General features: G+C 46.3%; 20 protein-coding genes, 1 tRNA gene and 1 riboswitch. Of the genes, 8 read left to right on the top strand and 13 right to left on the bottom strand.

Annotated features, from left to right (window positions below; genetic code table 11):
* Positions 1–194: 194 nt before the first annotated feature.
* Entirely contained in the window at positions 195–1,769 is a 1,575-nt protein-coding gene (locus HMPREF3139_RS02085; protein WP_070460128.1) for an inorganic phosphate transporter, read from the bottom strand.
* A gap of 153 nt (positions 1,770–1,922) precedes the next feature.
* Here HMPREF3139_RS02085 and HMPREF3139_RS02080 point away from each other — a divergent pair, with 153 nt between their 5' ends.
* On the top strand, positions 1,923–3,026 hold the full coding sequence (locus HMPREF3139_RS02080) for an anhydro-N-acetylmuramic acid kinase (RefSeq protein ID WP_070460125.1): 1,104 nt from the start codon (positions 1,923–1,925) through the stop codon (positions 3,024–3,026).
* Between the two features lie 63 nt (positions 3,027–3,089).
* On the opposite strand, the gene HMPREF3139_RS02075 is transcribed toward HMPREF3139_RS02080, so the two are convergent.
* The 9 genes from HMPREF3139_RS02075 to rlmD form a co-directional block, all read right to left on the bottom strand.
* Complete coding sequence (locus HMPREF3139_RS02075; RefSeq protein ID WP_003684289.1) at positions 3,090–4,649, bottom strand: TerC family protein; 1,560 nt, start codon at positions 4,647–4,649, stop codon at positions 3,090–3,092.
* A 260-nt stretch (positions 4,650–4,909) separates the two neighbouring features.
* Positions 4,910–5,701: a fimb protein gene (locus HMPREF3139_RS02070; protein WP_070460121.1), complete on the bottom strand. Its 792-nt coding sequence runs from the start codon at positions 5,699–5,701 to the stop codon at positions 4,910–4,912.
* Between the two features lie 198 nt (positions 5,702–5,899).
* Positions 5,900–5,975 (bottom strand) — tRNA-Asn (locus HMPREF3139_RS02065).
* Between the two features lie 98 nt (positions 5,976–6,073).
* Positions 6,074–6,433: a roadblock/LC7 domain-containing protein gene (locus HMPREF3139_RS02060; protein ID WP_070460119.1), complete on the bottom strand. Its 360-nt coding sequence runs from the start codon at positions 6,431–6,433 to the stop codon at positions 6,074–6,076.
* 39 nt (positions 6,434–6,472) lie between these two features.
* Positions 6,473–7,114 carry a peptidase M23 gene (locus tag HMPREF3139_RS02055; RefSeq protein ID WP_070460116.1) on the bottom strand — a complete coding sequence of 214 codons (642 nt, stop codon included), beginning with the start codon at positions 7,112–7,114 and terminating at the stop codon, positions 6,473–6,475.
* A gap of 1 nt (position 7,115) precedes the next feature.
* A complete protein-coding gene (locus HMPREF3139_RS02050) occupies positions 7,116–7,652 on the bottom strand; it encodes a GTP-binding protein (protein ID WP_003748733.1) in 537 nt (178 codons plus the stop codon).
* A 10-nt stretch (positions 7,653–7,662) separates the two neighbouring features.
* Entirely contained in the window at positions 7,663–8,766 is a 1,104-nt protein-coding gene (locus HMPREF3139_RS02045) for a response regulator (protein ID WP_070460113.1), read from the bottom strand.
* 23 nt (positions 8,767–8,789) lie between these two features.
* Positions 8,790–10,265 (bottom strand): 23S rRNA methyltransferase, encoded by a 1,476-nt coding sequence (locus HMPREF3139_RS02040; RefSeq protein ID WP_070460110.1) that lies wholly within the window; start codon positions 10,263–10,265, stop codon positions 8,790–8,792.
* A 124-nt stretch (positions 10,266–10,389) separates the two neighbouring features.
* The gene (rlmD, locus tag HMPREF3139_RS02035; protein WP_070460107.1) at positions 10,390–11,715 is read right to left on the bottom strand and encodes a 23S rRNA (uracil(1939)-C(5))-methyltransferase RlmD; all 1,326 of its coding nucleotides are present in this window, start codon (positions 11,713–11,715) and stop codon (positions 10,390–10,392) included.
* 139 nt (positions 11,716–11,854) lie between these two features.
* Between rlmD and HMPREF3139_RS02030 the strand changes: the two genes are divergently transcribed.
* Complete coding sequence (locus tag HMPREF3139_RS02030) at positions 11,855–12,916, top strand: L,D-transpeptidase (RefSeq protein ID WP_070460104.1); 1,062 nt, start codon at positions 11,855–11,857, stop codon at positions 12,914–12,916.
* Positions 12,917–13,011: 95 nt separating this feature from the next.
* Here HMPREF3139_RS02030 and queC read toward each other — a convergent pair whose 3' ends face one another.
* The gene (gene queC / locus HMPREF3139_RS02025) at positions 13,012–13,671 is read right to left on the bottom strand and encodes a 7-cyano-7-deazaguanine synthase QueC (protein WP_070460101.1); all 660 of its coding nucleotides are present in this window, start codon (positions 13,669–13,671) and stop codon (positions 13,012–13,014) included.
* 3 nt (positions 13,672–13,674) lie between these two features.
* A riboswitch (PreQ1 riboswitch) is annotated at positions 13,675–13,720 on the bottom strand.
* Positions 13,721–13,791: 71 nt separating this feature from the next.
* On the opposite strand from queC, the gene HMPREF3139_RS02020 reads away from it, so the two are divergent.
* On the top strand, positions 13,792–14,391 hold the full coding sequence (locus HMPREF3139_RS02020; RefSeq protein WP_070460099.1) for a CDP-alcohol phosphatidyltransferase family protein: 600 nt from the start codon (positions 13,792–13,794) through the stop codon (positions 14,389–14,391).
* A gap of 139 nt (positions 14,392–14,530) precedes the next feature.
* Here HMPREF3139_RS02020 and HMPREF3139_RS02015 read toward each other — a convergent pair whose 3' ends face one another.
* Positions 14,531–16,375, bottom strand: a complete 1,845-nt coding sequence (locus HMPREF3139_RS02015) for a Pycsar system effector family protein (RefSeq protein ID WP_070460096.1) — start codon at positions 16,373–16,375, stop codon at positions 14,531–14,533.
* A gap of 165 nt (positions 16,376–16,540) precedes the next feature.
* A complete protein-coding gene (locus HMPREF3139_RS02010; RefSeq protein WP_070460093.1) occupies positions 16,541–16,825 on the bottom strand; it encodes a PepSY domain-containing protein in 285 nt (94 codons plus the stop codon).
* A gap of 440 nt (positions 16,826–17,265) precedes the next feature.
* Here HMPREF3139_RS02010 and HMPREF3139_RS02005 point away from each other — a divergent pair, with 440 nt between their 5' ends.
* The 5 genes from HMPREF3139_RS02005 to HMPREF3139_RS01985 all read left to right on the top strand — a co-directional run bounded on the left by HMPREF3139_RS02005 (position 17,266) and on the right by HMPREF3139_RS01985 (position 22,494).
* Positions 17,266–19,008, top strand: coding sequence for a bifunctional alpha/beta hydrolase/class I SAM-dependent methyltransferase (locus tag HMPREF3139_RS02005; protein WP_070460090.1), 1,743 nt, complete (start codon positions 17,266–17,268; stop codon positions 19,006–19,008).
* Positions 19,009–19,073: 65 nt separating this feature from the next.
* Positions 19,074–20,360 (top strand): phosphatase PAP2/dual specificity phosphatase family protein, encoded by a 1,287-nt coding sequence (locus HMPREF3139_RS02000; RefSeq protein WP_234395985.1) that lies wholly within the window; start codon positions 19,074–19,076, stop codon positions 20,358–20,360.
* Between the two features lie 2 nt (positions 20,361–20,362).
* A complete protein-coding gene (locus HMPREF3139_RS01995) occupies positions 20,363–20,737 on the top strand; it encodes a hypothetical protein (protein WP_070460084.1) in 375 nt (124 codons plus the stop codon).
* A gap of 63 nt (positions 20,738–20,800) precedes the next feature.
* Complete coding sequence (locus tag HMPREF3139_RS01990; RefSeq protein ID WP_070460081.1) at positions 20,801–21,508, top strand: lysophospholipid acyltransferase family protein; 708 nt, start codon at positions 20,801–20,803, stop codon at positions 21,506–21,508.
* Positions 21,505–22,494, top strand: coding sequence for a phosphatidate cytidylyltransferase (locus tag HMPREF3139_RS01985; protein ID WP_070460078.1), 990 nt, complete (start codon positions 21,505–21,507; stop codon positions 22,492–22,494). The genes HMPREF3139_RS01990 and HMPREF3139_RS01985 overlap by 4 nt, the downstream gene beginning before the upstream one ends.
* Positions 22,495–22,574: the final 80 nt, after the last annotated feature.

Here is a 22,574-nt window from a genome sequence, read left to right as displayed (position 1 = left end):
AAACCCCAAAATCTTTTCCAAGATATTCCTAATAAGGTATTTCTCTATTACCTTGATTATTCTTGTATCAGTTCAAACATTGAAAAGCATGATTTGTGCATCGTTAAAACAAACTAAAATCTATCCTTTACAAAAATAAGTAAAGGCCGTCTGAAATCTATCTTTCAGACGGCCTTTTGAAATCAAGCAATCAATTAAAACACGGCTTGCAAAACCAAATAGCTGACAACAGACAAAACGGCAGCAGCAGGCAAGGTAATAACCCAAGCAAGGCCGATCGGTTTCATCAATTTCCAGTTGGCATTGCGGTTAACCAAGCCGATACCCAAAACTGCACCTACCAAGATATGGGTACTGGAAACAGGCAAGCCCATAAATGATGCGGCCATCACGACGGCGGCAGCAGAAAGCTCGGCTGAGAAGCCTGACGCGGGATGCATCTCTGCCAAGCTGGTGCCTACGGTTTTAATCACTTCTTTGCCGACAAACCATAAACCGACGATTAAAGCGATACCGAAAGTCAACATGGCAATCGGCGGCACGGCGTTTTGGGCAGTAATGCTGTTGGTACGCAACACATCCATAATCGCGGCAAACGGACCAATCGCATTGGCAATATCGTTCGCACCATGGCTGAATGCGAAACCGCAAGCGGTAAATACCTGCATCCATGAGAACATTTGGAAAGTCGATTTATCCAAATCTTTGCGTTTTAAACTTTTGGCAAATACAAACGTACCCATCCAAATAGCCGCACCGATCATGAAAATGGTCAGGAAGCTGTTGACGTTGCTCATGCCCAAATGCAGATTTTTCAGACCTTTGAAAATCAACATGGCCGCAATCATCATGCCGCCGACAGAAGCGATAAACGGCACCCAAGAGTGCAGGGCTTTGTAAGAATCTACTTCGCCCTTACGGCTGTCAAAGCGGTGCAGACCGCGATAATACTCAGACTGCAATTCTTCAGGATCAAAGTCCGGCTCATCATAAATTTGGGCATCGTGCGCCATTTTGGTGGCGTATTCGACTTTTTCAGATTCACTCAAGGCTTCAAAAAACAGGCGGTGTTCTTCTTTATAGGCTTTCTTCTCCAGCTTGATGCCTTTGAGCGTATTATCGGCCCAAGAGTTGTAGTCCAAAACGTTTTTCTTAATTCGTGAAAACAACAGATAGGAAACGATACCGCCCAATACCGGAGACAAAATCCAAGACAAGGCAATTTCGCCCAACTTGTCCCATTGAATCAGCGCAACGGAATCCACACCGTTCAATGCCGCCATACACAAGGCACTACCGACGATACCGCCGATAATGGCATGTGTCGTGGAAACCGGCAGACCTTTGCGTGATGCGAAAAGCAGCCACAATGCCGCAGCCAAAAGCGCAGACATCATAATAAAGACAAACTGCATCGGATCCAGATGCATGCCATTCAAATCGATAATACCCTTACGGATGGTATCTGTTACCTCGCCGCCGGCAATCACTGCGCCGCTGACTTCAAATACTGCCGCAATCAGCAAAGCTTGCGGAATGGTCAATGTGCCGGAGCCGACACTTGTACCGAAAGAGTTGGCAATATCATTACCACCCACATTAAACGCCATGAAGACGCCGAAAAAGGTAGCAAGGATAAACAGGACTGAGTGGTTGTAGTGGGTATAACCCAAACCCCAATAAATAAAATAGCCGACCATGCTCACAAGCATAGCGGCAAAAACCGTATTAATCAGCTTCAAGTTCGCACTCGACTGAGTTTGAGCCATGGAAAGTTTCCTTTTGGAAAACATGTTGAGTCGCGTTATTTTAACCTTTTTGTAATCTTTCTTGCACCAACTATTTACATTAAATGCCGAAATTCCCGTAAAAACGTCAAAAGGCGTTAAAATGTCGTTTTACCTTCTCTTTCTGTAACCGAAATGCAACCCCAATACTATATCGGCATCATGTCAGGAACCAGCATGGACGGTGCCGATGCCGTACTGATTCAAATGCAGGGCAAGCAATGGCAACGAGCCGTTGCCCACAGCTTTCTACCCTATTCAGACGGCCTGCGCCAAGAATTGTTGGCACTGCAAGACATAGGCGAAAATGAATTGCACAGAAGCAATATCCTGGCGCAAACACTCAGCCGCCTATACGCCCAAACCGTCCAACAACTATTGGCAGAACAAAACCTGTCGGCCAAAGACATTGCCGCGATCGGCTGCCACGGACAAACCATCCGCCATGCGCCTGAACACGGTTACAGCATTCAACTGGTCAACCTCTCCCTGTTAGCTGAACTGACCGGCATTTTCACTGTCGGCGACTTTCGCAGCCGCGACCTTGCCTGCAACGGCCAAGGTGCACCCCTCGTTCCAGCCTTTCACGAAGCGCTGTTTCAAGATGCGAATGAAACCCGCGCCGTACTCAACATTGGCGGTATTTCCAATATCAGTATCCTCCCACACGACAGCCCTTCTTTCGGCTTCGATACCGGCCCCGGCAATATGCTGATGGATGCATGGATGCAACATATTTGGCAGCAGCCTTACGACAAAAACGGGGAAAAAGCTGCACAAGGCAAAATCCTCCCTGATCTGCTCGCTTCCCTGCTCGACCATCCTTATTTCAGCCGCCCTTATCCCAAAAGTACAGGCCGAGAGTTGTTTTCCCTAAGCTGGCTTCAAGGCCATCTGAAAGGTAATGAAAAGCCGGAAGATGTGATACGTACATTGGTCTTTTATACCGCACAAACCATTTTTGACGCGGCCAAACAAGCTGCTCCGGTGATTCATCATCTTTATATCTGCGGCGGCGGCATCCGCAATCCTGTTTTGATGCAAGACTTGGAAACCCTGTTTTCTCCCGACACCAAATTGCACAGTACAGCCAAGCTCCATCTTGACCCGCAATGGGTGGAAGCCGCCGCTTTTGCCTGGCTTGCAGCCTGTTGGTGCAATCAAGTCCCGAGCAATCCCCACCATGCAACCGGCGCACATTCACACCGAATTTTAGGCTCAGGACATTACGGCAACTAAAGTTAAATCAATAAAAAGGCCGTCTGAACATTTTCAGACGGCCTTTACTATATTAGCCTTTCCTTATTCTTCTTCCGGCAAACGATTGATTTTCACACGGGCAATCCGTTGTCCGTCCTTCTCAACCACTTCAAAACGCCAGCCATGATAATCGATGAAGTCGCCCACATCAGGAATACTTTGCAATTCTTCCATAATCAAGCCGGCAACAGTATGGAAGTCCGCATCTTCTTCTTGAGCAGGCAGATTTAACTGGGAAGCCAATTCCACATACTCCAATGCACCATCCACAGACAGCGTTTCATCCTGGCTGGCTGGAGCAGCTTCTTCTTCCTCACGCTCGAATTCCTCTGGGAACTCACCGGCAATGGTTTCCAACAAATCTTTCATGGTCACCATACCCAACACCGCGCCAAATTCATCCACCACCAACGCATAATCCGCGCTGCTTTGACGGAACAATTCAATCGCATTTAACGCCGTCGTACTGTCCGGCAAAATCAATGGCTGGCGCAAGGCCGTCTGAATATTGATTTCTCCCGATTCAAGCAGCTGGTTCAGCAAATCTTTTTTACTGATATAGCCCAAAGGCTCATCTACACCTGCCTTACCGACAACCAACAAACGGCTATACGGCGTATTTTTCAACTGCGCATTTTGTTCTTCCCGACTTTGGGAAATATCCAATTTCTCGATTTCCCGACGCGGAATCATCACGCCCATAATCGGGCGTTCCGCCAAAGTCAGCACGCTGCGAATCATGGATTTTTCGTTTTCTTCAAAATGCTCGTCATCGCCGCCGTTGTCGCCTGCTTTTGCCAAAATGCTTTCGCGGATACCCATCATGCCCAACACATTTTCAGCGGTACGCTTACGCCAAGAAGTGCTGATATAGTCATTTTTACGGGCATTCTTTTGCGAAACCTGATTAAACAGTTCGATCAAAATCGAGAAGCCAATCGCCGCATACAAATAGCCTTTCGGAATATGGAAATGGAAGGCTTCTGCAATCAGGCTGAAACCAATCATCAACAAGAAACCCAAACACAACATCACAACGGTTGGATGCTTGTCCACAAAGGCAGTCAACGGTTTGCTGGCAGAAATCATCACCGTCATCGCCACAACAACCGCACCCATTGCCACCACAATATGATCCACCATCGCCACTGCCGTAATAACAGAATCGATAGAGAAAACTGCATCCAAAATCAAGATTTGCGCCACAACGCCCCAAAAAGCAGAATGCTTCTTCTGCCCTTCAGCAACAGCAAATTGATTGTGGCCTTCAAGTCGTTCGTGCAGCTCGGTAGTCGCTTTATAAAGCAGGAAAATACCGCCGGCAAACATAATCATGTCTTTACCGGAAATCTCCAGGCCGCCCAACTCAAACAAAGGACGCGTCAGCGTCATGATGTGCGCCATAAAGCCCAGCATGAAAATCCGAATAACAACGGCCAAGCCCAAGCCCGTTATCCGCGCCTTATCACGTTGCGACGGCTTAACCTTGTTTGCCAAAATCGCTACGAAAACAAGGTTATCAATACCTAAAACAACTTCCAAAACCAGAAGCGTGGCAAAGCCTATCCAAGTATGCGGCTCTGCCAACCAACTGAAATCCATAATGATTGTGTTCCTTTAAAATACAAAAAGGCAGCCGCTCCGCTTAAAACGGACAGACTGCCAAAGTTCGGACATAAATAAAGGGAAAGAAGCGGTATAACAACTACTCTGCTCTGCGTCTTTCATGAAAAATTTATACCTCGATCAACAATAATGGCAATCAGTTTATCAGTTTGACGAAAGAAAGGCAAAATCTGACAGCATATTTTCTTTTAAAAACAGCCTATACCAGCACTTACCAGCTTTCAGACGGCCTTTTCTTACTTGATAAAACCATCAATCGGCGCATAACCCAAGAAATCTGCCTGTTCATTCAATATCACAACCCATTCTTTACTTCGCGCACTGGTAAACGGCAAGAAATACAACTCTTTCCCATCATTTCTCAGCGAAGCCTGTTCCAAAATTGACTCCTCATTCATGCCACGGGCTTTTGCCAAGACAGACAACGGTTTCATTGCTTTACGAATTTTCTCACGTTCCTGCTGCGAATCTGGCAACCACCAAGAAGGCCTCATACTCGGTTCAACACCTTTCAAAGACAAATCAAGACCTTGGTTAGCTTCGTCCGGGCTCATCGCTTCACGCAACCCAACACGGCGTACGCCAAACCAAGATAAATCCTGCAAATCCTTCGGAGCATGGCTCAAATCATTTACATCAATTTCTGCAGCAGTTACCACATTTATCCTATCGGTTTCGAATGCGGAAACCACTGGACGCGCCAAAGATACGTTGCACAAACCATAAATTAAAGCAGCCAGCTGAATCATGCCGATTAAGGAAAAATCAACAATCCTCTCTTTAAGTTTTTTGCTCGGACTGGCAAGAATCAAAGTCAGCAACGGGCCGCAAACAATATCTACTGAAATGACCAGTTTATATAAAGCCAATCCGCCTGTCAGCTCGGCATACGGATAAGGATACCAAACTCCAAATACTAACAAAGCGGCCAATCCTGCCAAAATCAGACTAATCAACAAATGCCATGCCGCATTTTTTAATGCGAACCGAAAGCGTGGTGAAGAATGTAATGTATGTGCGTTTTCCATAGATAACAATAAGATATTATTTCTTCTATAAATATTATGTATAGCTAAAAAAATAAATGAGATATTTAAATATGCTGGTAGGCCGTCTGAAAATTGAAGCATTAACTGCAATCATCTCACCACGCATTATCAATATATTAAAAATACTAATAAATAGATAAAATAAAAACCACCATGTAACATGGTGGTTTTAAAATTTGGCTCCCCGACCTGGGCTCGAACCAGGGACCTGCGGATTAACAGTCCGTCGCTCTACCGACTGAGCTATCGGGGAATTAAAGATGGAATTATATAGAAAATATCAGAAACCTGTCAAGCAACAATCTATATAAAAACAAAAATATTTTTATATCTTTTTAATTTATAAAAATTTTATAAGATTTCAGCAATTTGTTTGGCTGCACGTTTCGCATCCAACAAAATCAAGCCCAATTTACCGCTTTCTTTTGCCATCAATACCAACACTGCATTTTCACCTGCTTGACTCAACAGAATATAGCCATTTTTACCTTTAACCATTACCTGATCCAACTCACCGCAAGCCAACTCATGTACGGAACGATTGCCCAATGCCAAAAGCGTTGCCGACATCGCACCTACACGGTCTGCATTCAAGTGGGAAGGCAGCATGGTTGCGATCGGCAGGCCGTCTGTAGAAATAACTGCAGAGGCAGTGATATCCGCAGAAGTATTGTTCAAATCGCTTAATACAGAGATTAATAGTTGTTGCATAGTCGCTCCATTCTAAAATAAATATCGGTCAGGCAAAAATCAACGGCTGCCGTATCGGTGATACAGCACTTTAACCAAAGTAACAAAAGCCTCTTTATTTAAGTCAGGCATTCCACCAATTACCAAAATCAGCTTGGTCATGCCAATATACAGGGGGAAAAAGGTCAATTCACTTTGGCCTGAAGGATCACAAATACCCCATGCGCTATTATTGATATGTAGGTTATTGCGAATCAAAAGACGGTGTTTGTCTTCCATTTTGGCTACTTCACTCGCCAAAAGGCCCAACTCTTCCGCAGCCTCGTGATGGAAATTGGCATTGGCAAAATACAAACCGTTTTCATCAGCCAATAAAGCCTTGCCAGAATTAGACAACTGTCCCAACAATGTAGGCAATTGCTCGTCAGTCAAATGGATATCGTCTGTACTGATTTCTTCATCACCATACAAAAATTCCAAGCGTTGGAGCCGATACAGCAGGTTCAAAGCAGTATTGATGTCGCTGGTATCCGCCCATGCCAAGATTTTTTCGCTGCTGATGGTTTCAGACGGCTCTGCACGCAACAGGCCATACAATAAAGTTCTGCTGGCACTGGGCGTATCATTTGAAACAGCATAATACGCACCCGCCGGTGTAATCTTAGGATATAAATTTGCTTGTAAAGAAAGTGTCGCTTCCATCTTATACCTCTAATCCGGGGTCAATTGAGAACAACATGGCAGTAACCAATTGTTTTACATCGTCTTCTCGACGCGCATCAATCTCAAAAACCGGGACATTAAAATTATTCTGTGCTAAATATTTTTGATAAACATCCACGCTTGGTAAGGATCGGATATCCATCTTTGTTACCCCTACAACCAGAGGCGCTTTTTTCAGCAACTCCCGGAATGCATCCAAGAAGAATTGCAGGTCTTTCAATGGATTGCTTCTTGTATTATCCAAAAGAAGCACCAAGCCCATACTGCCTTGGCTCAGAATTTCCCACATGAAATTAAAACGCTCCTGACCAGGCGTACCATACAGATGAACCTTGGTTTCCTCATCCAAATGAATGACACCGTAGTCCATCGCCACAGTCGTGTACCCCTTGCGGACAAGTGTCATATCGGATGCGGATGCATCGGTTTGAACTGGTGGTTCATCAGATAAAGCTGAAATTGCAGTGGTTTTACCTACGCCAACAGGACCGGTAAAGATAATTTTATTTTCTTTCATGACGTGTCCTTTACGATTTACCCAGCAACTTACGCATCAGGCGTTGCAACAGGCCGCGAGGTTGTTCTTTCGACGGACCGGCAATTTTTTGAGCCTCTTTGCTCATTGCTGTTTCAGGTACGTCTTTGCTATTCACATCAATCTGTTCATTCAACGAAGGCGTATTGTTCGCATCAGTTGCAAACTCTGTATCTGTTGCCAAAAAGCCTGTCATATATGTTGCCGATAAATAATTTAAAATATCAGGCATTTCTAAAGGCATAACTTTATAGAGGATGTTCAGATTAACAGACGTTTTTGTCAGAAATGCCGACAGACGCATAGATTCCGGAACATGTGCCAAACGGGTTAAGTTTGGCCACCGCTTGAGTGTAAAAACAGTTTGCGGCGTCATCGGATAAATCAGACGGCCTGATGCAGTCCAAATAGCCATTTGCCACAAGCATGACATAATGGTGACTTTGGCTTTTTCTTTCCATTGAGGATTATCAGGAACAGCCTTACACACGACAGCCAAGTTATCGTTCTTACACAATTTCTCCAACTCATTGGCAGTGACTGTCAACAGTACACGCTGAATACTAGGAAACACGATTAATATCGGCTTGCCTTCATGCAAGACGGCAATATCTTGGTGTCCTTGACTGGCAAATTTCAGCGCACCCAACAAGCCTTTATTTGGATTAAATCGGCGAATGGTTGCTTTTCTAGTGCCATCGGAATTTGATTGTCTTTTATTCTCTTCAGCCGCTTGTTGCTCAGACGGCTCAAAAACATTACCGCCTTGAGCCAGGCTGCGCAAAACAGGAAACAAGGTATCAAATTTGACCGGCTTAGCCAAATAAGGAGTCGTTACTGTCGGCAACTCGGAAGAAAACATAGCCACAGGTACTTCCGGATAAGTTTTCTTCGACTCTTTCCAAGCTTCTACACCTGCCGGAGTATCGGTATCAACCAATACCAAATCCGGTTTTTCATCAGAATCAGGGGAAACGATGACGTAATTCGTCGTATTGTGCATTTTAAATGCCATACGGAATACCGCCTGCTGTTGCTCACCCATCTCCTGTAACATAACCCGTATGGTTTTAATTTTTGGTAAATGATTATTCATCACTCGTACTTTCTACGATTATCTTATTTTTTTGAATATTGGTTCATTCGTTGCAAGAGACGACTCATTGCCAAGACAACCTCTTCAGGCAGGCTGACAACACGTTCACGCAACAAGCGCAGAAATTGTTCCAAACGTCCCCAATCTTCAACGCGTTCGTACAAATCAAACAAGATAATGTACAACTGCGATTCTTGAGGATACTGCAAAACAGCCTGTTCCAAAGTACCGATGGCCAAATCCAACTGACCATAGGCCAACAAAGATTCGACTTCTTTCACAGCTTCATCTGCAGGTGAAGAGCTCGCGCTGATGACTGAAGAGTCTTTTTGAACCAACTCACGATATTTGGCTTTCATCTGCAAAGAACTTGGCTGGATATAACCGCGTTTCAAGCCAATCTCTTTAATTTGCTGTTCAGACGGCCCTTTTTCCAAATCATCAAAAATTTCGTGATAACCAAGGCTATAACCCCAACCAAGCATACGTTCTTTTACTTGACGGCCATATTGACCCAAAGAGTGGTAAAGCTTCCACAGATGCTTGGCAAACTGCCCTACTTCTTCATTCTGATAATCCAGACGCAAGGCATCGATAATGAGACCAGCAGGCTTCGCAGAAGTTTGGATTGCTTTGTTGTATTGATGCAAAGCAGTCTCGTAGCTAATCTTGTCTTTCAGGATTTTTGCACTGCGTTCCGGTTTGGCAAAACCAATAACCGCACCCATCTCTTCAGGGCTGATTTCGCCAAAATCTTTCTTACCTAATACGATAGGCGCATGTTTGCCCATACCAGGAACGACAATACGTTCAACCGAATCGTTCTCAAAGGCAATATGTCCGTCGGAAGCAACTTCGAAACCGCTTTGTTCGCCAATTTGACGATCGACTTCCTGCATATTCCAACCAAGATGATGCTCGGCAAAAACACGCAGGCGCAGGTTAGTAGAATCCAAAGCCAGACCGGCTTTCAGGTATTCGGCTACACTATCTTCTGAAAGTGAGGCACTATGACGCTCAAGTGTATCCGCCAGCATGTCGATATTACCGACCCGCAGATTCAAACCGATTAATTCATGAACCAGCTTTTCCGGAGCGCCGTCTTCCAAAGTATTGAGATAACCGGCCAAAGACTCTGCAGCCTTACTCTCATAGCCGAACTGTTTATAAACCTGATATTCGGTCAACGGATCGACTTCTTGTGCGGAAACAGAAGCTGTTGCATCGTTTGAGCCGCTTCCGCCCCATTCCCAGTCTTGATTATCCGCATTGGAAACTGTCTGGTTCACTTTCTCAATCCAGTCGTTTCCGTCCTCATAGGAGGCTGTATGAGCAGCAGATGTACGGCTGCTTTTTGATGCATGTGCGCTTTGTTTGTCTGAATTGTTACTTTGTTTATGACGAACAAAAAACAACACCAGCAAAAAAAGCACCAGCAAAAGAATAGTTAAAAGTTGATAGTTCAAGAACACCTCCCGGTCTTGTGCTGCAAACTGCATTTATTAACATCTGTTGCTTTACACGCAACTTCAACGCTATTAATTCCCCAAACGAATGATGATAACATGAACGCACCCATTTTCACATTAGAAACCCTACCCCCATAAAGGACTTGATACCAATTTACAACTCAAACACACCAATGGATTCAACATGCGAGGTTTGTGCAAACATATTCATGATTCCTACCGCCTTAAACTTATAGCCCTTATCAACCAAGACACCGGCATCTCGTGCAAATGTTGATGGATTGCACGAAACATACACTATCTTCTGAGGCAAAAACGGCTTGTGTAGCGATTTGACAACAGCATAAGCCCCATTTCTCGGAGGATCCAGCAACATCTTGTCAAATTGCCCCCACGACTCAACAGTTTTTTCATCGGTATCGAACAAGTCTGCAACAGAAAACGTCATATTCTCGGCACAACGATTCAGGCGTGCATTTTCCCTTGCCCTATCGACCAAATAATCGGCACCTTCAATACCGACAACCGATGCACCACTTTTTGCCAGCGGCAAACTAAAATTGCCCAAACCGCAAAACAAATCGGCAATCCTCTCCCCTTTTTGAGGGTTTAAAAGCCTGACCGCCCTTGCCACCATCACTTCGTTCAATTGCGCATTAATCTGCGTAAAATCACCCGGCTTGTAAGGCATTTCCACATCAAATTGAGCAAAAGTATAGTTCAGGGCAGGCGCGTTCTCAGGGTAAAACGGCAAAGACTCGGCATGATCCTGCAGCCATATTTGCCATGCCTTTTCAGCACCCGACAATATCTTATCAAACCAATTACGCAATTCGCTTAATATTTGTCCAAACGGTTGATTTACGAAACGAATGTTGAATACGGTCACATTTTTTCCGCAATAAAACTCAACAAATTTCACTTTCACACCGTCATCATGCAGCTTTTGCAGCAAATTGCGGACATCAGGCAACCTATCGGACACATGCTTAGGCAAAATATGGCAATGGCGGATATTGACGACATCATGGCTTTTTTTGGCCTGAAAACCGAGTTTCAGACGGCCTTGCTTATCCATCGAAACACTTAAACGTGCTCTATCGCGATAATACCAGGAGTAACCATATAAAGGGGGCAAAATTATCTCAGGCTTGACCTTACCTATCCGTTCCAACTGCTCTTCCAAAATCCGTTGCTTTAATGCAACTTGCGCGCCAAAGGAAACATGTTGAAGCGAACAACCGCCACATGTATCAAAATAGCAACAAGCTGGCTCAATGCGTTCGGAAGAAGGTTTTAAAACCGTTTCGACCTGAGCTTCTGCAAACTGCTTTTTTTCTTTATGAATGGCAAACGTTACACGCTCTCCGGGCAGCGCACCGCCGATGAATACAGTCTTCCCATCGACTCTGGCAACACCCCTGCCCTCATAATCCAAAGAAAAAACTTCCGCCTCTTGATACCGTTCTTTCACACTCATACCGTTTCCGTCAGACAGCCGCTTACCGGCCGTCTGACTGTCTTCCAATACCGAAAGCGCATATTTTCTCACAAAAACACAGAGTTTCAGGTATCATGCGCCAAAAACTTTCATTTCAATCCCTACAAAAAAAGACGACATGAAAAAATTATTCCTTGGCCTGACAGCTGCCCTTCTGACCTCGGCCACTACTGCAAACACACTTATTCCAGACGTCTCCCCCGCCTCTTCCGGACAACACGTCGTTATCAATATTACGCAACAGCGTTTGTTCCTCTACGACAACGGCAAACTGAGCAAAATTTATCCTGTTGCCGTCGGCAAAGCCATGACCCAAACCAATCTAGGCGAACATAAAATCGGCGCAAAAGCCTACAACCCGGTTTGGCACATCCCTAAATCCATCCAAAAAGAACGCAATGACGGCGTAAAAAGCGTACCTGCCGGCCCAAATAATCCGCTGGGCCCGGTATTTGTCCGTCTTGGTGACCCTAAATTGAGCCTTGGTATCCACGGCACCAATGCCCCTGCCAGCGTACCCGGCGTCCGTAGCCATGGTTGCGTGCGCATGAAATCGCCTGACGCATTGGAATTCGCCAAAACCATCGCAACAGGTTCTCCTGCCTCCGTTATCTACCAAATGGCGAGCCTGAACGAAGATGCCAACCAAAACTTGTGGCTGGCTGCCTATCGTGACCCATACGACAAGAAAAACCTTGATACGGCTGCCCTGAAAAAAAGCATTGCCGCCTGGGCAAAAGCGCACGGCAAAACCATTCCTGCCGCACGTGTGGATGCAATCCTGAAAGGACGCACCGGCGCAGCAAACTGTCTGACCTGCGCCAAAGGTGTGAAACTCAAATCGCCTTTGAAGTCTTTGGCATGGACCAGCGGCACGGATGCTTACAGCAAACCTAAAGTCATGCCGAAACCGGCTCCTGCTAAAGATGTGGTATTGCCTCAAGGAACTGAAATCGAAGTCGATGCTACCGACGATACAAACAAGGCAGCATCCGAACCGAAACAAAGCGTTCGTCCGACTCCGGTGAAACCGGCAAAACCTGCTGCCAAACCGGCAACCACTCCGGCCGATACTCCTGCTTCTGTGCCTAAAGCCGCTTCCGAACCGGCTACTACCCCTGCCTCTTCCCCTGCGAAAGATGCTCCGACAAGCAGCGAACCTGCAGATTTGTTGTTCTAAGCAGAACAAAATACATAGCCAAAGGCCGTCTGAAATGAATTTTTCAGACGGCCTTTTCGTACAACTGGATATTGGAAATATATGCCCCTCTTAATTCAGACGGCCTTTTTACTTTCCAAATATTCCGACAAACCGCACTCGCGCAAAATACAGCTTGGGCATTCATGACAACCACCAACCACGCCGTTATAACAGGTATGCGTGTGCTCGCAAATATAATCCAATGCACCCATTTCATCTGCCAGCGCCCATGTTTGCGCTTTGGTTAAATACATCAAGGGCGTGTGGATTTGAAAAGCGTAATCCATGGCCAGATTCAGCGTGACATTCATCGACTTGACGAACACATCGCGGCAGTCGGGATAACCGGAAAAGTCGGTTTCGCACACGCCGGCAATGATATGGCGTATCCCCTGACCTTTGGCGTAAATAGCGGCATAAAGCAAAAACAAAGCATTGCGTCCATCTACAAATGTATTAGGCAGGCCGTCTGAAGCTGTTTCAATGGATGCCTTATCATCCATCAAGGCGTTATGCGTAATCTGTTGCATCAGGCTCAAATCGAGTACTGTCTGCTTCACGCCCAAATCTTGGACAATCCAACGCGCGCGCTCCAATTCGATGGCGTGGCGTTGCCCATACTGAAAAGTGATGGCCTGCACATTCTCACGGCCATATGTTTGAATTGCCTGAATCAGGCAGGTTGTTGAATCCTGCCCACCCGAAAAAATAACGAGTGCCTGCTGTTTTTCCATAGTAAATTCCTAGTTTTGTTAACGCGGGAGGTTTGCGAACCGCGTGATTCGAAGATTGACGGATTATAACGGATTTCGTCTATAATCACGGCACTTCATTTTCTTTTATATAGCATAATTATGAGCATCTACGCCCTGAAACCAAAATTTCAAAACCTGTTGCGCCCCATTGTTAAGCGACTGTATCAAAAAGGCATTACTGCCAATCAGGTCACTCTGTTTGCCTGCGCCGTTTCCATTTTGATCGGTTTGCTTTTAGCATTGTTTGCTAGTGTATCCACATTATTCTGGCTTTTGCCGATTTGGTTGTTCGTCCGTATGGCACTGAATGCGATGGACGGTATGCTGGCACGGGAGTTCGGCCAGCAATCGGCATTAGGTGGTTATTTGAATGAAATCACCGATATTGCCGCCGATGCTGCTTTGTACCTGCCTTTTGCCTTTATCGCACCCTTCGGCGGCGTGCAAATTGCCCTGTTTATTTGGCTGGCGGCAATGACCGAGTTTTGCGGCGTTTTGGGACAAGTTCATGGCAACGGACGTCGTTATGACGGGCCATTCGGCAAAAGCGACCGCGCATTCTTTATCGGCGCATTGGCCGTATGGTATGCAATCGACGGTAGCTTCCATTCGACTTTCTATATCCTTATGTGGCTGGCCTGTGCGGCATTGGTTTATACCTGCTACAAACGTGTCATCAATGGCTTGAAGGCCGTCTGAAACTTGTCCACGTTCTTGGGTTAATCATTATTAATTAGAGTATTTAAACCCATCAACCTGTTTTACTGAAAACAAAAAGGCCGTCTGAAACCATAAACTATCGGTTTCAGACGGCCTTTTATTCAGTAGCCAAGATAACTTACTGTTTACCCAGTTGACTGTAATCTACCAACATATACTTGGCAGTAATTTTCTGCGAAGCATTACCTTCGTCACCCATCAGAATCATTTGAGGCTTGCCGTTAACGGTAATCGAATCGACGGCTTCAACGTTGGTGATGTGTTGCAGATTAGGCAGAGAGATTTTTTGCGGTTCATCAGTCGGATTACCGCTCCAAGTCCACAGTTGTGAGAATTTCTGTCCATTCTCATCCTTCACTTCATTGGCAATCACGTAGGTTTTCAACACAGGATCATAGTTGAGGGAACGGATACCGCCGCCATCAATATCAATCACGGCCACTTCATCAAACTCAGGTTTGGCATTGCGCTCAAATACATCTTTCGGATTGCTAATAAACGCGACCAACGCCATGTTGTTGAACTCAGGATCACGGAATCCCAAAACGAGACGTTTTTTCACCGGATCAAACGCCATGCCCTCAATATTGATTTCTTCAAAAGACACTTCTGCCTTGGTTCGCTCGCGAATTAAATCATGCAGTTTGTGATCGGTTTCCAAAACCTGCGTCAGATTGTCGTAGCTGGTCAGCCCCAACACATTGCCGTCTTGGATTTTAAAGCGCATCAGGTGTTCGCGGTCAGGCGAGCGGTTGCCTTTACGGGTGCGCGAGTGTGAAGTCATAGCGTAGATAAAGCCTTCATCGTCACGCGCTAAAGCTTCCAAGTCGCTGAGACGGCGTTTGAAACCGGTAATCACGCGTGTATCCAATGCCTCGTCTTCCACAAACCTGCCGGTTTTATCAATGCTGATGATACTGAACGCATGGTTTGGTTCGTCTTCCGCGATCAGCAACTTGCCGTCCGGAAGCTGTTGTACGGCAGAAGGTTCAAATACGCCGTTAAACATATTGATACCCAGCGAACGCAGCTCTGCCGCGTTGTTGGCCGGAGGCATCAGCAATGACGGCAGTGTTTTCACACCGATAAATGCCGCCAACGAAGCCAGCAAACCCCAGCGGAATACTGCATAAGATAAGTTAATGTATTTAAACTGTTTATCCGCCAACAAACCGAGCCAGTAAAGATGGTCGCTCATCTTTTGATAGACTTGTTTACGGTCGCCCATAATTTCCTGCATCATTTCCCAATATTGATCTTTTTGCAGCTTCACACGGTCTTCATAAATCAAAATATTGGGTTGGCTGCCGCCAAAAAAGCGCGTTTCGGTACTGCTGAGGCGGGTTTTCAAATCCCTCAGCTTAGAACGGCCGCGGACAAAATCCTTAAACCATGTACGCGCCGCCTGCATTTTGCCGATACGTTCAGGAGAAGCAGAAAGCAATGCAAACACGATAGACGCCGCGGCAGTAATCATAAACGTACTGGCCGGAATCAAAAATTCGGGCGATGATGAAAAAATAAACGCGCCCGAAATCATCAGCGCAGAAACAATAAAACCATTCAGCGAAATCATAATATTCGCTTTGGTTGCCGCCAGCGCCAACAATTCCATCTCTGAGCGTACGGCGTTGCGGAACATGGTTTCCACGCCCTTATTCGTACCCAACAGATCAGACGCATTCAAATCCTCGGCTTTATTTTTTTTCTTTTTCGCCTTGTCTTTTTTACGTTTGGCCTTCTTCTCGTTTTTTTCAGACGGCATCTCAGGATGTTCAACCACTTCCTGAATTTCTACCGCTTCAGCCACAACCTCAACTTCGTTTTCAACAACGCCGTTTTGCTTGTGATCCCACAAATCAACATCCTGTTGGGATTCTGCAGATGTGCCGTCGTTTAAAGGTTTTTCTTGGTCGCCCATCTGCTTCGGCTGACCATCTTCCTTCCAATCATTCAAACTCATATCATGACTCCCGACATCAAACACTTTGAACTACATGGAAAATAAAAAACATATTTAGTTCATTTGTTTTAGGTAATTTACATGCTGTTTACATTCTTTAAATTCCCAAATAGCAAACTGTCGCAGGACCAAAAGCCCTGCGACAATCCACTTTATATCAAAATATTAATAATCGATGCGCTCTTTGATAATTTGCAAATCAGGATACGACAAAACAATGTCGTACTCACGGCCATTTTTAAAAGCCTCAACCTCCAACACAGGCTGACCTCGACGGCTATCGGCATCAACATCGTGAACTTGATAGCCGCGTTGTTCCAACATTCTTACGGCTTTAGCACGGTTTTGCTCGAAGTTTTTGTCGCTGTAGATTTTGTGTTCGATGTAATCGCTGGCACCGGCAGTAGCAGCAGACAAAGCAACGATGGCGGTCAATAAGAATTTTTTCATGTTTGATTTCCTTTTAGAATGTGTATTCGGGTTTCGATGGATGTATTAAAACATGACAAAATTAGCAGTTAATTAGTGCTTGGTTAAACGTAGTAAAGGCCGTCTGAAAACTGTTCAGACGGCCTAAGTGATGCCCTTTCAAAAGAAATAAGAGAAAAAATTTGGCAACAATATGATAACGATAAGTCCCATCTGACTGTATTTCGTAAATTAATTGCGAAAAAACGAGTTTATGATGATATGTCGGTAGTAATTTGTAAGGTTATCCAAACACCCTCTATCTAACCTTTTAACAATCACTGTCATCGGTTTTAAGTAAAATTTGGAATCATCTTTTACCATTTCTCTCCATCATTGCATTTGTCCGTCTATCGGATAGTCATTGCTTTTATTTGATATGCCATGATACTGTTTAAAAACATGACTATTAGGAGTTTCTCATGTCCGAACAGCAAAAATACTTTTCTACCCAAGACGGTACTTCGCTTTTCTACCGCTATCGCCCTGCTGCCGATGGTTCTTCCGACAAAGCCATTGTGTTGTTCCATCGCGGACATGAGCACTCCGGCCGGATGATGTTTGTGGCGGACGAGTTGGGTTTTGATGATTTTGCCTATTTCGCTTGGGACGCGCGTGGTCATGGTTACAGCCCCGGTGAACGCGGCGATAGTCCGAGTATTGGCACTTCGGTTTCAGACGTAGATGATTTTATCCGACACATTCAAAGCGAATACGGTATCAAACCTGAAAACATCTGCGTGATTGCGCAAAGTGTCGGTGCGGTATTGGTTTCTACTTGGTTGCACGATTACGCGCCGAAAATCCGTTGCGCCGTATTGGCTTCGCCTGCGTTCAAAGTCAAACTCTATGTTCCGTTTGCCCGTACCGGTTTGAAAATTAAGCAAAAATGGCGTGGCAATTTCTTTGTCAACAGCTACGTCAAAGCCCACTATCTGACCCACAATGTCGAACGTCAAAAAAGCTACGACAATGATCCGCTTATTGCCCGCGCTATTTCTGTGCGCATCCTGCTGGGTTTATATGAAGCGGCCGAACGCGTCGTTGCCGATGCACAAGCGATTACTACGCCTGTACAACTGTTGATTTCAGGCAGCGACTGGGTTGTTCATCACAAACCGCAACACGATTTCTACAACCGTTTGGGCAGCCATATTAAAGAGCGCCATATCCTGCCCGGTTTCTACCACGATACTTTAGGTGAGCAAAACCGTGAAATCGCTTTTGTTGAAATGCGCCGTTTTATCCGCGAGCGTTTCAATCAGCCTTTGCAACAAGTCGATCTGACTCAATCGCACTTATTTGGAGACAGCCGTCGTGAAGCCGACGAACTGGCTACGCCTTTGCCTGTTTGTTCGCCTCGTGGCGCATTTTGGGCGACATATCGCGCCTCGCTCAAACTGGGTTCGCGCTGGAGTGAAGGTTTGAGAATCGGTCAAGAAACAGGTTTTGATTCGGGCAGCACACTGGATTACGTCTACCGCAATCAACCGCAAGGCAGCAACGCTTTCGGTGTATGGGTGGACAAGTACTATCTCAACGCCATCGGCTGGCGCGGTATCCGCCAACGCAAAGTCAATATCGGCAAAGCCATTCAGACGGCCTCAGCTAAATTGCGTGAAGCAGGCAAACCTGTACACGTTTTGGATATCGCGTCCGGTCATGGCCGCTATGTATTGGATGCCCTGACTGCCGACACATTGCCTGATTCCGTACGCTTGCGCGATTACAGCCCGATTAATGTCGAAGCCGGACGCAAACTGATTGCCGAGCGCGGCTTGCAAAACACGGTAACCTTCAATGAAGTCAATGCCTACGACCGCGCCAATTATCACGATTTACAGCCTCGTCCAACGCTGGGCATCGTCTCCGGCCTACATGAATTGTTTGCCGACAATGATTTGATTTTGAACTCGCTCTACGGCTTCGGAGAAGCCATCGAAACCGGCGGCTACCTGATTTACACCGACCAGCCGTGGCATCCGCAACTGGAAATGATTGCCCGTGCTCTGACCAGCCACAAAGCAGGCAGCCCAAACTGGGTAATGCGCCGCCGCAGTCAGCAGGAAATGGATCAGTTGGTTGAAAAAGCCGGTTTTGAAAAAATCCATCAATGGATAGACGAAGACGGTATTTTCACCGTGAGCTTGGCAGTGAAGAAATAAAAATAAAGGCCGTCTGAACAATTTTTTAACTTTCAGACGGCCTTATTTAAACCATGTACCTATCCATGAAACCTACCCTCAAAACCTCCCTACTCAAGCTGATTTCAGTCGGTATCCTGTTCTACACCAGCTACGGCCTATCCAATCATTATGCGGCATCGCTGGACTATGTGCCTGAAATCGCTTTTGCATGGGAGAGCAATATTCCGTTTTGGGCATGGACGATTGTGCCTTATTGGTCGCTGAACCTGATGTATGCTGCGGCATTTTTTCTTTGCCGTGATACACATGAACAAAACCGATATGTAGCGCACCTCGTAGCCGCCCAACTGATTGCGACTGCTTGCTTTGTGCTGTTTCCGCTGCGTTTCGGGTGGCCTAAACCGCCTGCCGATGGGCTGTCAGGCTGGCTGTTTGATTCATTGGCTGCATTTGATTTGCCATACAACCAAGCGCCATCTTTGCATATTGCGTTGGCAATTATCGTGGGTGCATTTTATTGGACACGCTTTCCCCAAATCCGCCTGCCGCTTTTCTTATGGCAAAGCCTAATTGCCTTGTCGGTACTGACGACTTATCAACATCATTTTATTGACGTGCCGACCGGAGCATTGCTCGGCTGGCTGGTGTTGTGGGCTTTCCCACATCAGATGACTTCGCCGTTAAAACTTAGCTCGAGTGATGTACACTCAAGAAATATTGTGCTGCTGTATTTACTTGGCGCGTGTTTGACGGCGTTGCCTGCGCTGCTGGGTGGCGCGTGGCTGTGGTTGATATGGATGAGCGTGTCTTTGCTGATGGTGGCCTTTGCCTATTTGACTGGAAATGCAAACATATTCCAAAAACAGGCTAACGGTAAATTATCGGCGGCAGCGACGGTTTTGCTGTTGCCTTATCTGGTGGGCGTACGGCTCAACATGGCGTATTGGTTACGCGGTAAGGCGAAAATGGCACAAGTCCGCCATGATGTATGGATTGGGAGCGTTTTGGGTATTTCAAACCATCTGCCTGCCGTATTGGATGTATGCGCCGAATATCCCTGCTGTAGCTATCAGGGAGAATATCGCGCCCTGCCTTTACTAGATATGGTAACGCCGTCTGAAAATGATTTGGTTCAGACGGCCTTGATATTGGAAACCTTACGCCAAAAACACGGCAAAGCGCTGGTATGTTGCGCTTTGGGTTATGGAAGAAGTGCCGCAGTGGTGCTGACGTGGCTGCTGGTCTATGGTGGCTGCAAAAACTTGGCGCAAGCGAAGGCCGAACTCAAACAGGCTCGGCCGCAAATGGTATTATCACCGACCGCCGCCCAAGCAGTCGAAGCTGCAGCAAACCGTTTAAAACAAGGATAATGATGGACAACGCAACCGATAGCCGTATTACTGCCCACCTGCTCTCTACCGCACATTATGTTGCCGCCTGTAACGCCTTGCTGCTCGCCTTGTCGGCAAAATATGGCGGCGTATGGTTTGCGGTGCAACTTTTCTTGGCAGCGGTTTTGTTGTACTGCCATATCCGCATTCACTTCGACCGCCGCGTGTTCGAAGACTTTGCCGACAACTGTTACTCTCCTGAAGACTTCGACCACGCCTTACAGCAAAACGGTTTGCGTCAAATTTCAGGCAGCCGTACTTTGCCCCAACGGATAAACGGCGCACTTTCCTTATGGCGCAAAAGCTTATACCTGACCGCCGTACAATTTTTAATTTTGCTTATCCAAAACATTTGATTATTTTTGCTGATTTACCCAAACCAAATCCTTAGCGGTATCTCATTTCAAAAGGCAGAAACAATGAAAAACTTCCTCAAAAAACAACTTGCCTGGCTGACCGACCAAGCCTTGTGTCTGTCGGTCTCTTTTCTTACGGGCGTACGCCCTAAAAGCCCGCGCGAGCTGACATTCAATCAGCACCAAAAAGTCTATTACGCCAATCACGGCAGCCATGGTGATTTTGTATTGGTGTGGATTTCCCTGCCCCGCCGCTGGCGCTTGTCCACGCGCCCTGTCGCCGGTTCGGATTACTGGCTGACGAGCAAACTCAAACGCTTCATCATTCAAAATGTTTTCAATGCCTTGCTGATTCCGCGTCATAGCGATAATCCGCAAGCAATTACCGAACAGATGAAAGACGCGCTGAACGCAGGCGATTCCTTGATTATTTTCCCTGAAGGCACGCGTAATACTGACGATAACACTATCCTGCTGCCGTTCAAGTCCGGCATTTATCATCTGGCGAAAAGCAAACCTAATACCGAATTTGTGCCGATTTGGATAGATAACATCAGCCGCGTACTGCCCAAAGGCAAAATCCTGCCTATCCCGCTTTTGTGTGAAGTCCATATCGGACAGCCGCTTACTTTGCAGGAAAACGAAGACAAAGACAGTTTTTTGACACGCAGCCGTGAAGCGCTGTTGGCACTCAGGCCGTCTGAAAATGACCGCGGCGAGCTTCGCCAAAATGAACCTGAAGTTCAGCAAAACAAAGGAGGACAAGCATGAGCCTTTCTACGACTTCCCAACAAATCATCGTCGAACAAGCCGCAGCTCATCTGACTCCGCAAGCCAGCTATATTTTTGTCGGCGTATTTGCCGTATTGTGTTTTGCCAGCATCATCGGACAATGGTTCAAGCGTAAAAACGGCGCAGATAATGCCACCATCGCCAACCTCAACGCCCGTATTTACGCATGGTGGCTGATGACGCTGGTGTTGCTGGGGGCGTTTTGGTTCGGCAAAATCGGGACGGTTGTACTGTTTTTCCTGATTTCATTTGCCGCACTGCGCGAATTTATGACCCTCGTCTATCGCCGCCGCAGCGACTATTACAGCATGGTAGTCTGCTTTTACCTGCTTCTGCCGGTGCAATACTATTTCGTCTATGACGGCTGGTACGGCATGTTCAGCATTTTTATTCCGGTTTACGGCTTTTTGATACTGCCGATTATTGCCAGCCTCAGCGGCCAAACCGCGCACTTTTTGGAACGCGCCGCCAAAACGCAATGGATGGCGATGATTTGCATCTTCTGTCTGTCTCATGTTCCGGCGCTGATGTTTCTGGACTTGGACGGCTTCGATAACGGCAACAATATCCTGTTGCTGATCTTCCTGATTGGCGTGGTGCAAGTATCGGATGTGTTGCAATACGTTTGGGGCAAACTGATTGGCGGTGCAAAAATCATGCCTTCGCTTTCGCCGTCAAAAACCATTTCCGGCACTGTCGGCGGTATTTTGTCGGCCACAGCCATTGCCGCGCTAATGGCGCCGATTACGCCGTTCTCCCACGGCCAAGCGGCCGTTATCGGCTTTATCGTCTGCCTGATGGGTTTCTTTGGCGGTCTGGTTATGTCTGCCATCAAACGCGATTACGGTGTCAAAGACTGGGGCAATATGATACGCGGCCACGGCGGTATGCTTGACCGCGTGGATTCGATTTGTTTTGCCGCACCCGTGTTTTTCCACATCACCCGTTATTTCTGGAACGGCTAAACTTCAGGCCGTCTGAAAGCTGTTTTCAGACGGCCTTTAATGATCGAAACTTCCAGTTCTACCAATTCGTTATACAATAC

It is taken from the genome of Neisseria sp. HMSC15G01, from assembly GCF_001808255.1.
Lineage (GTDB): Bacteria > Pseudomonadota > Gammaproteobacteria > Burkholderiales > Neisseriaceae > Neisseria > Neisseria subflava_A.
This window is presented reverse-complemented; position numbering and strand designations above follow the sequence as displayed.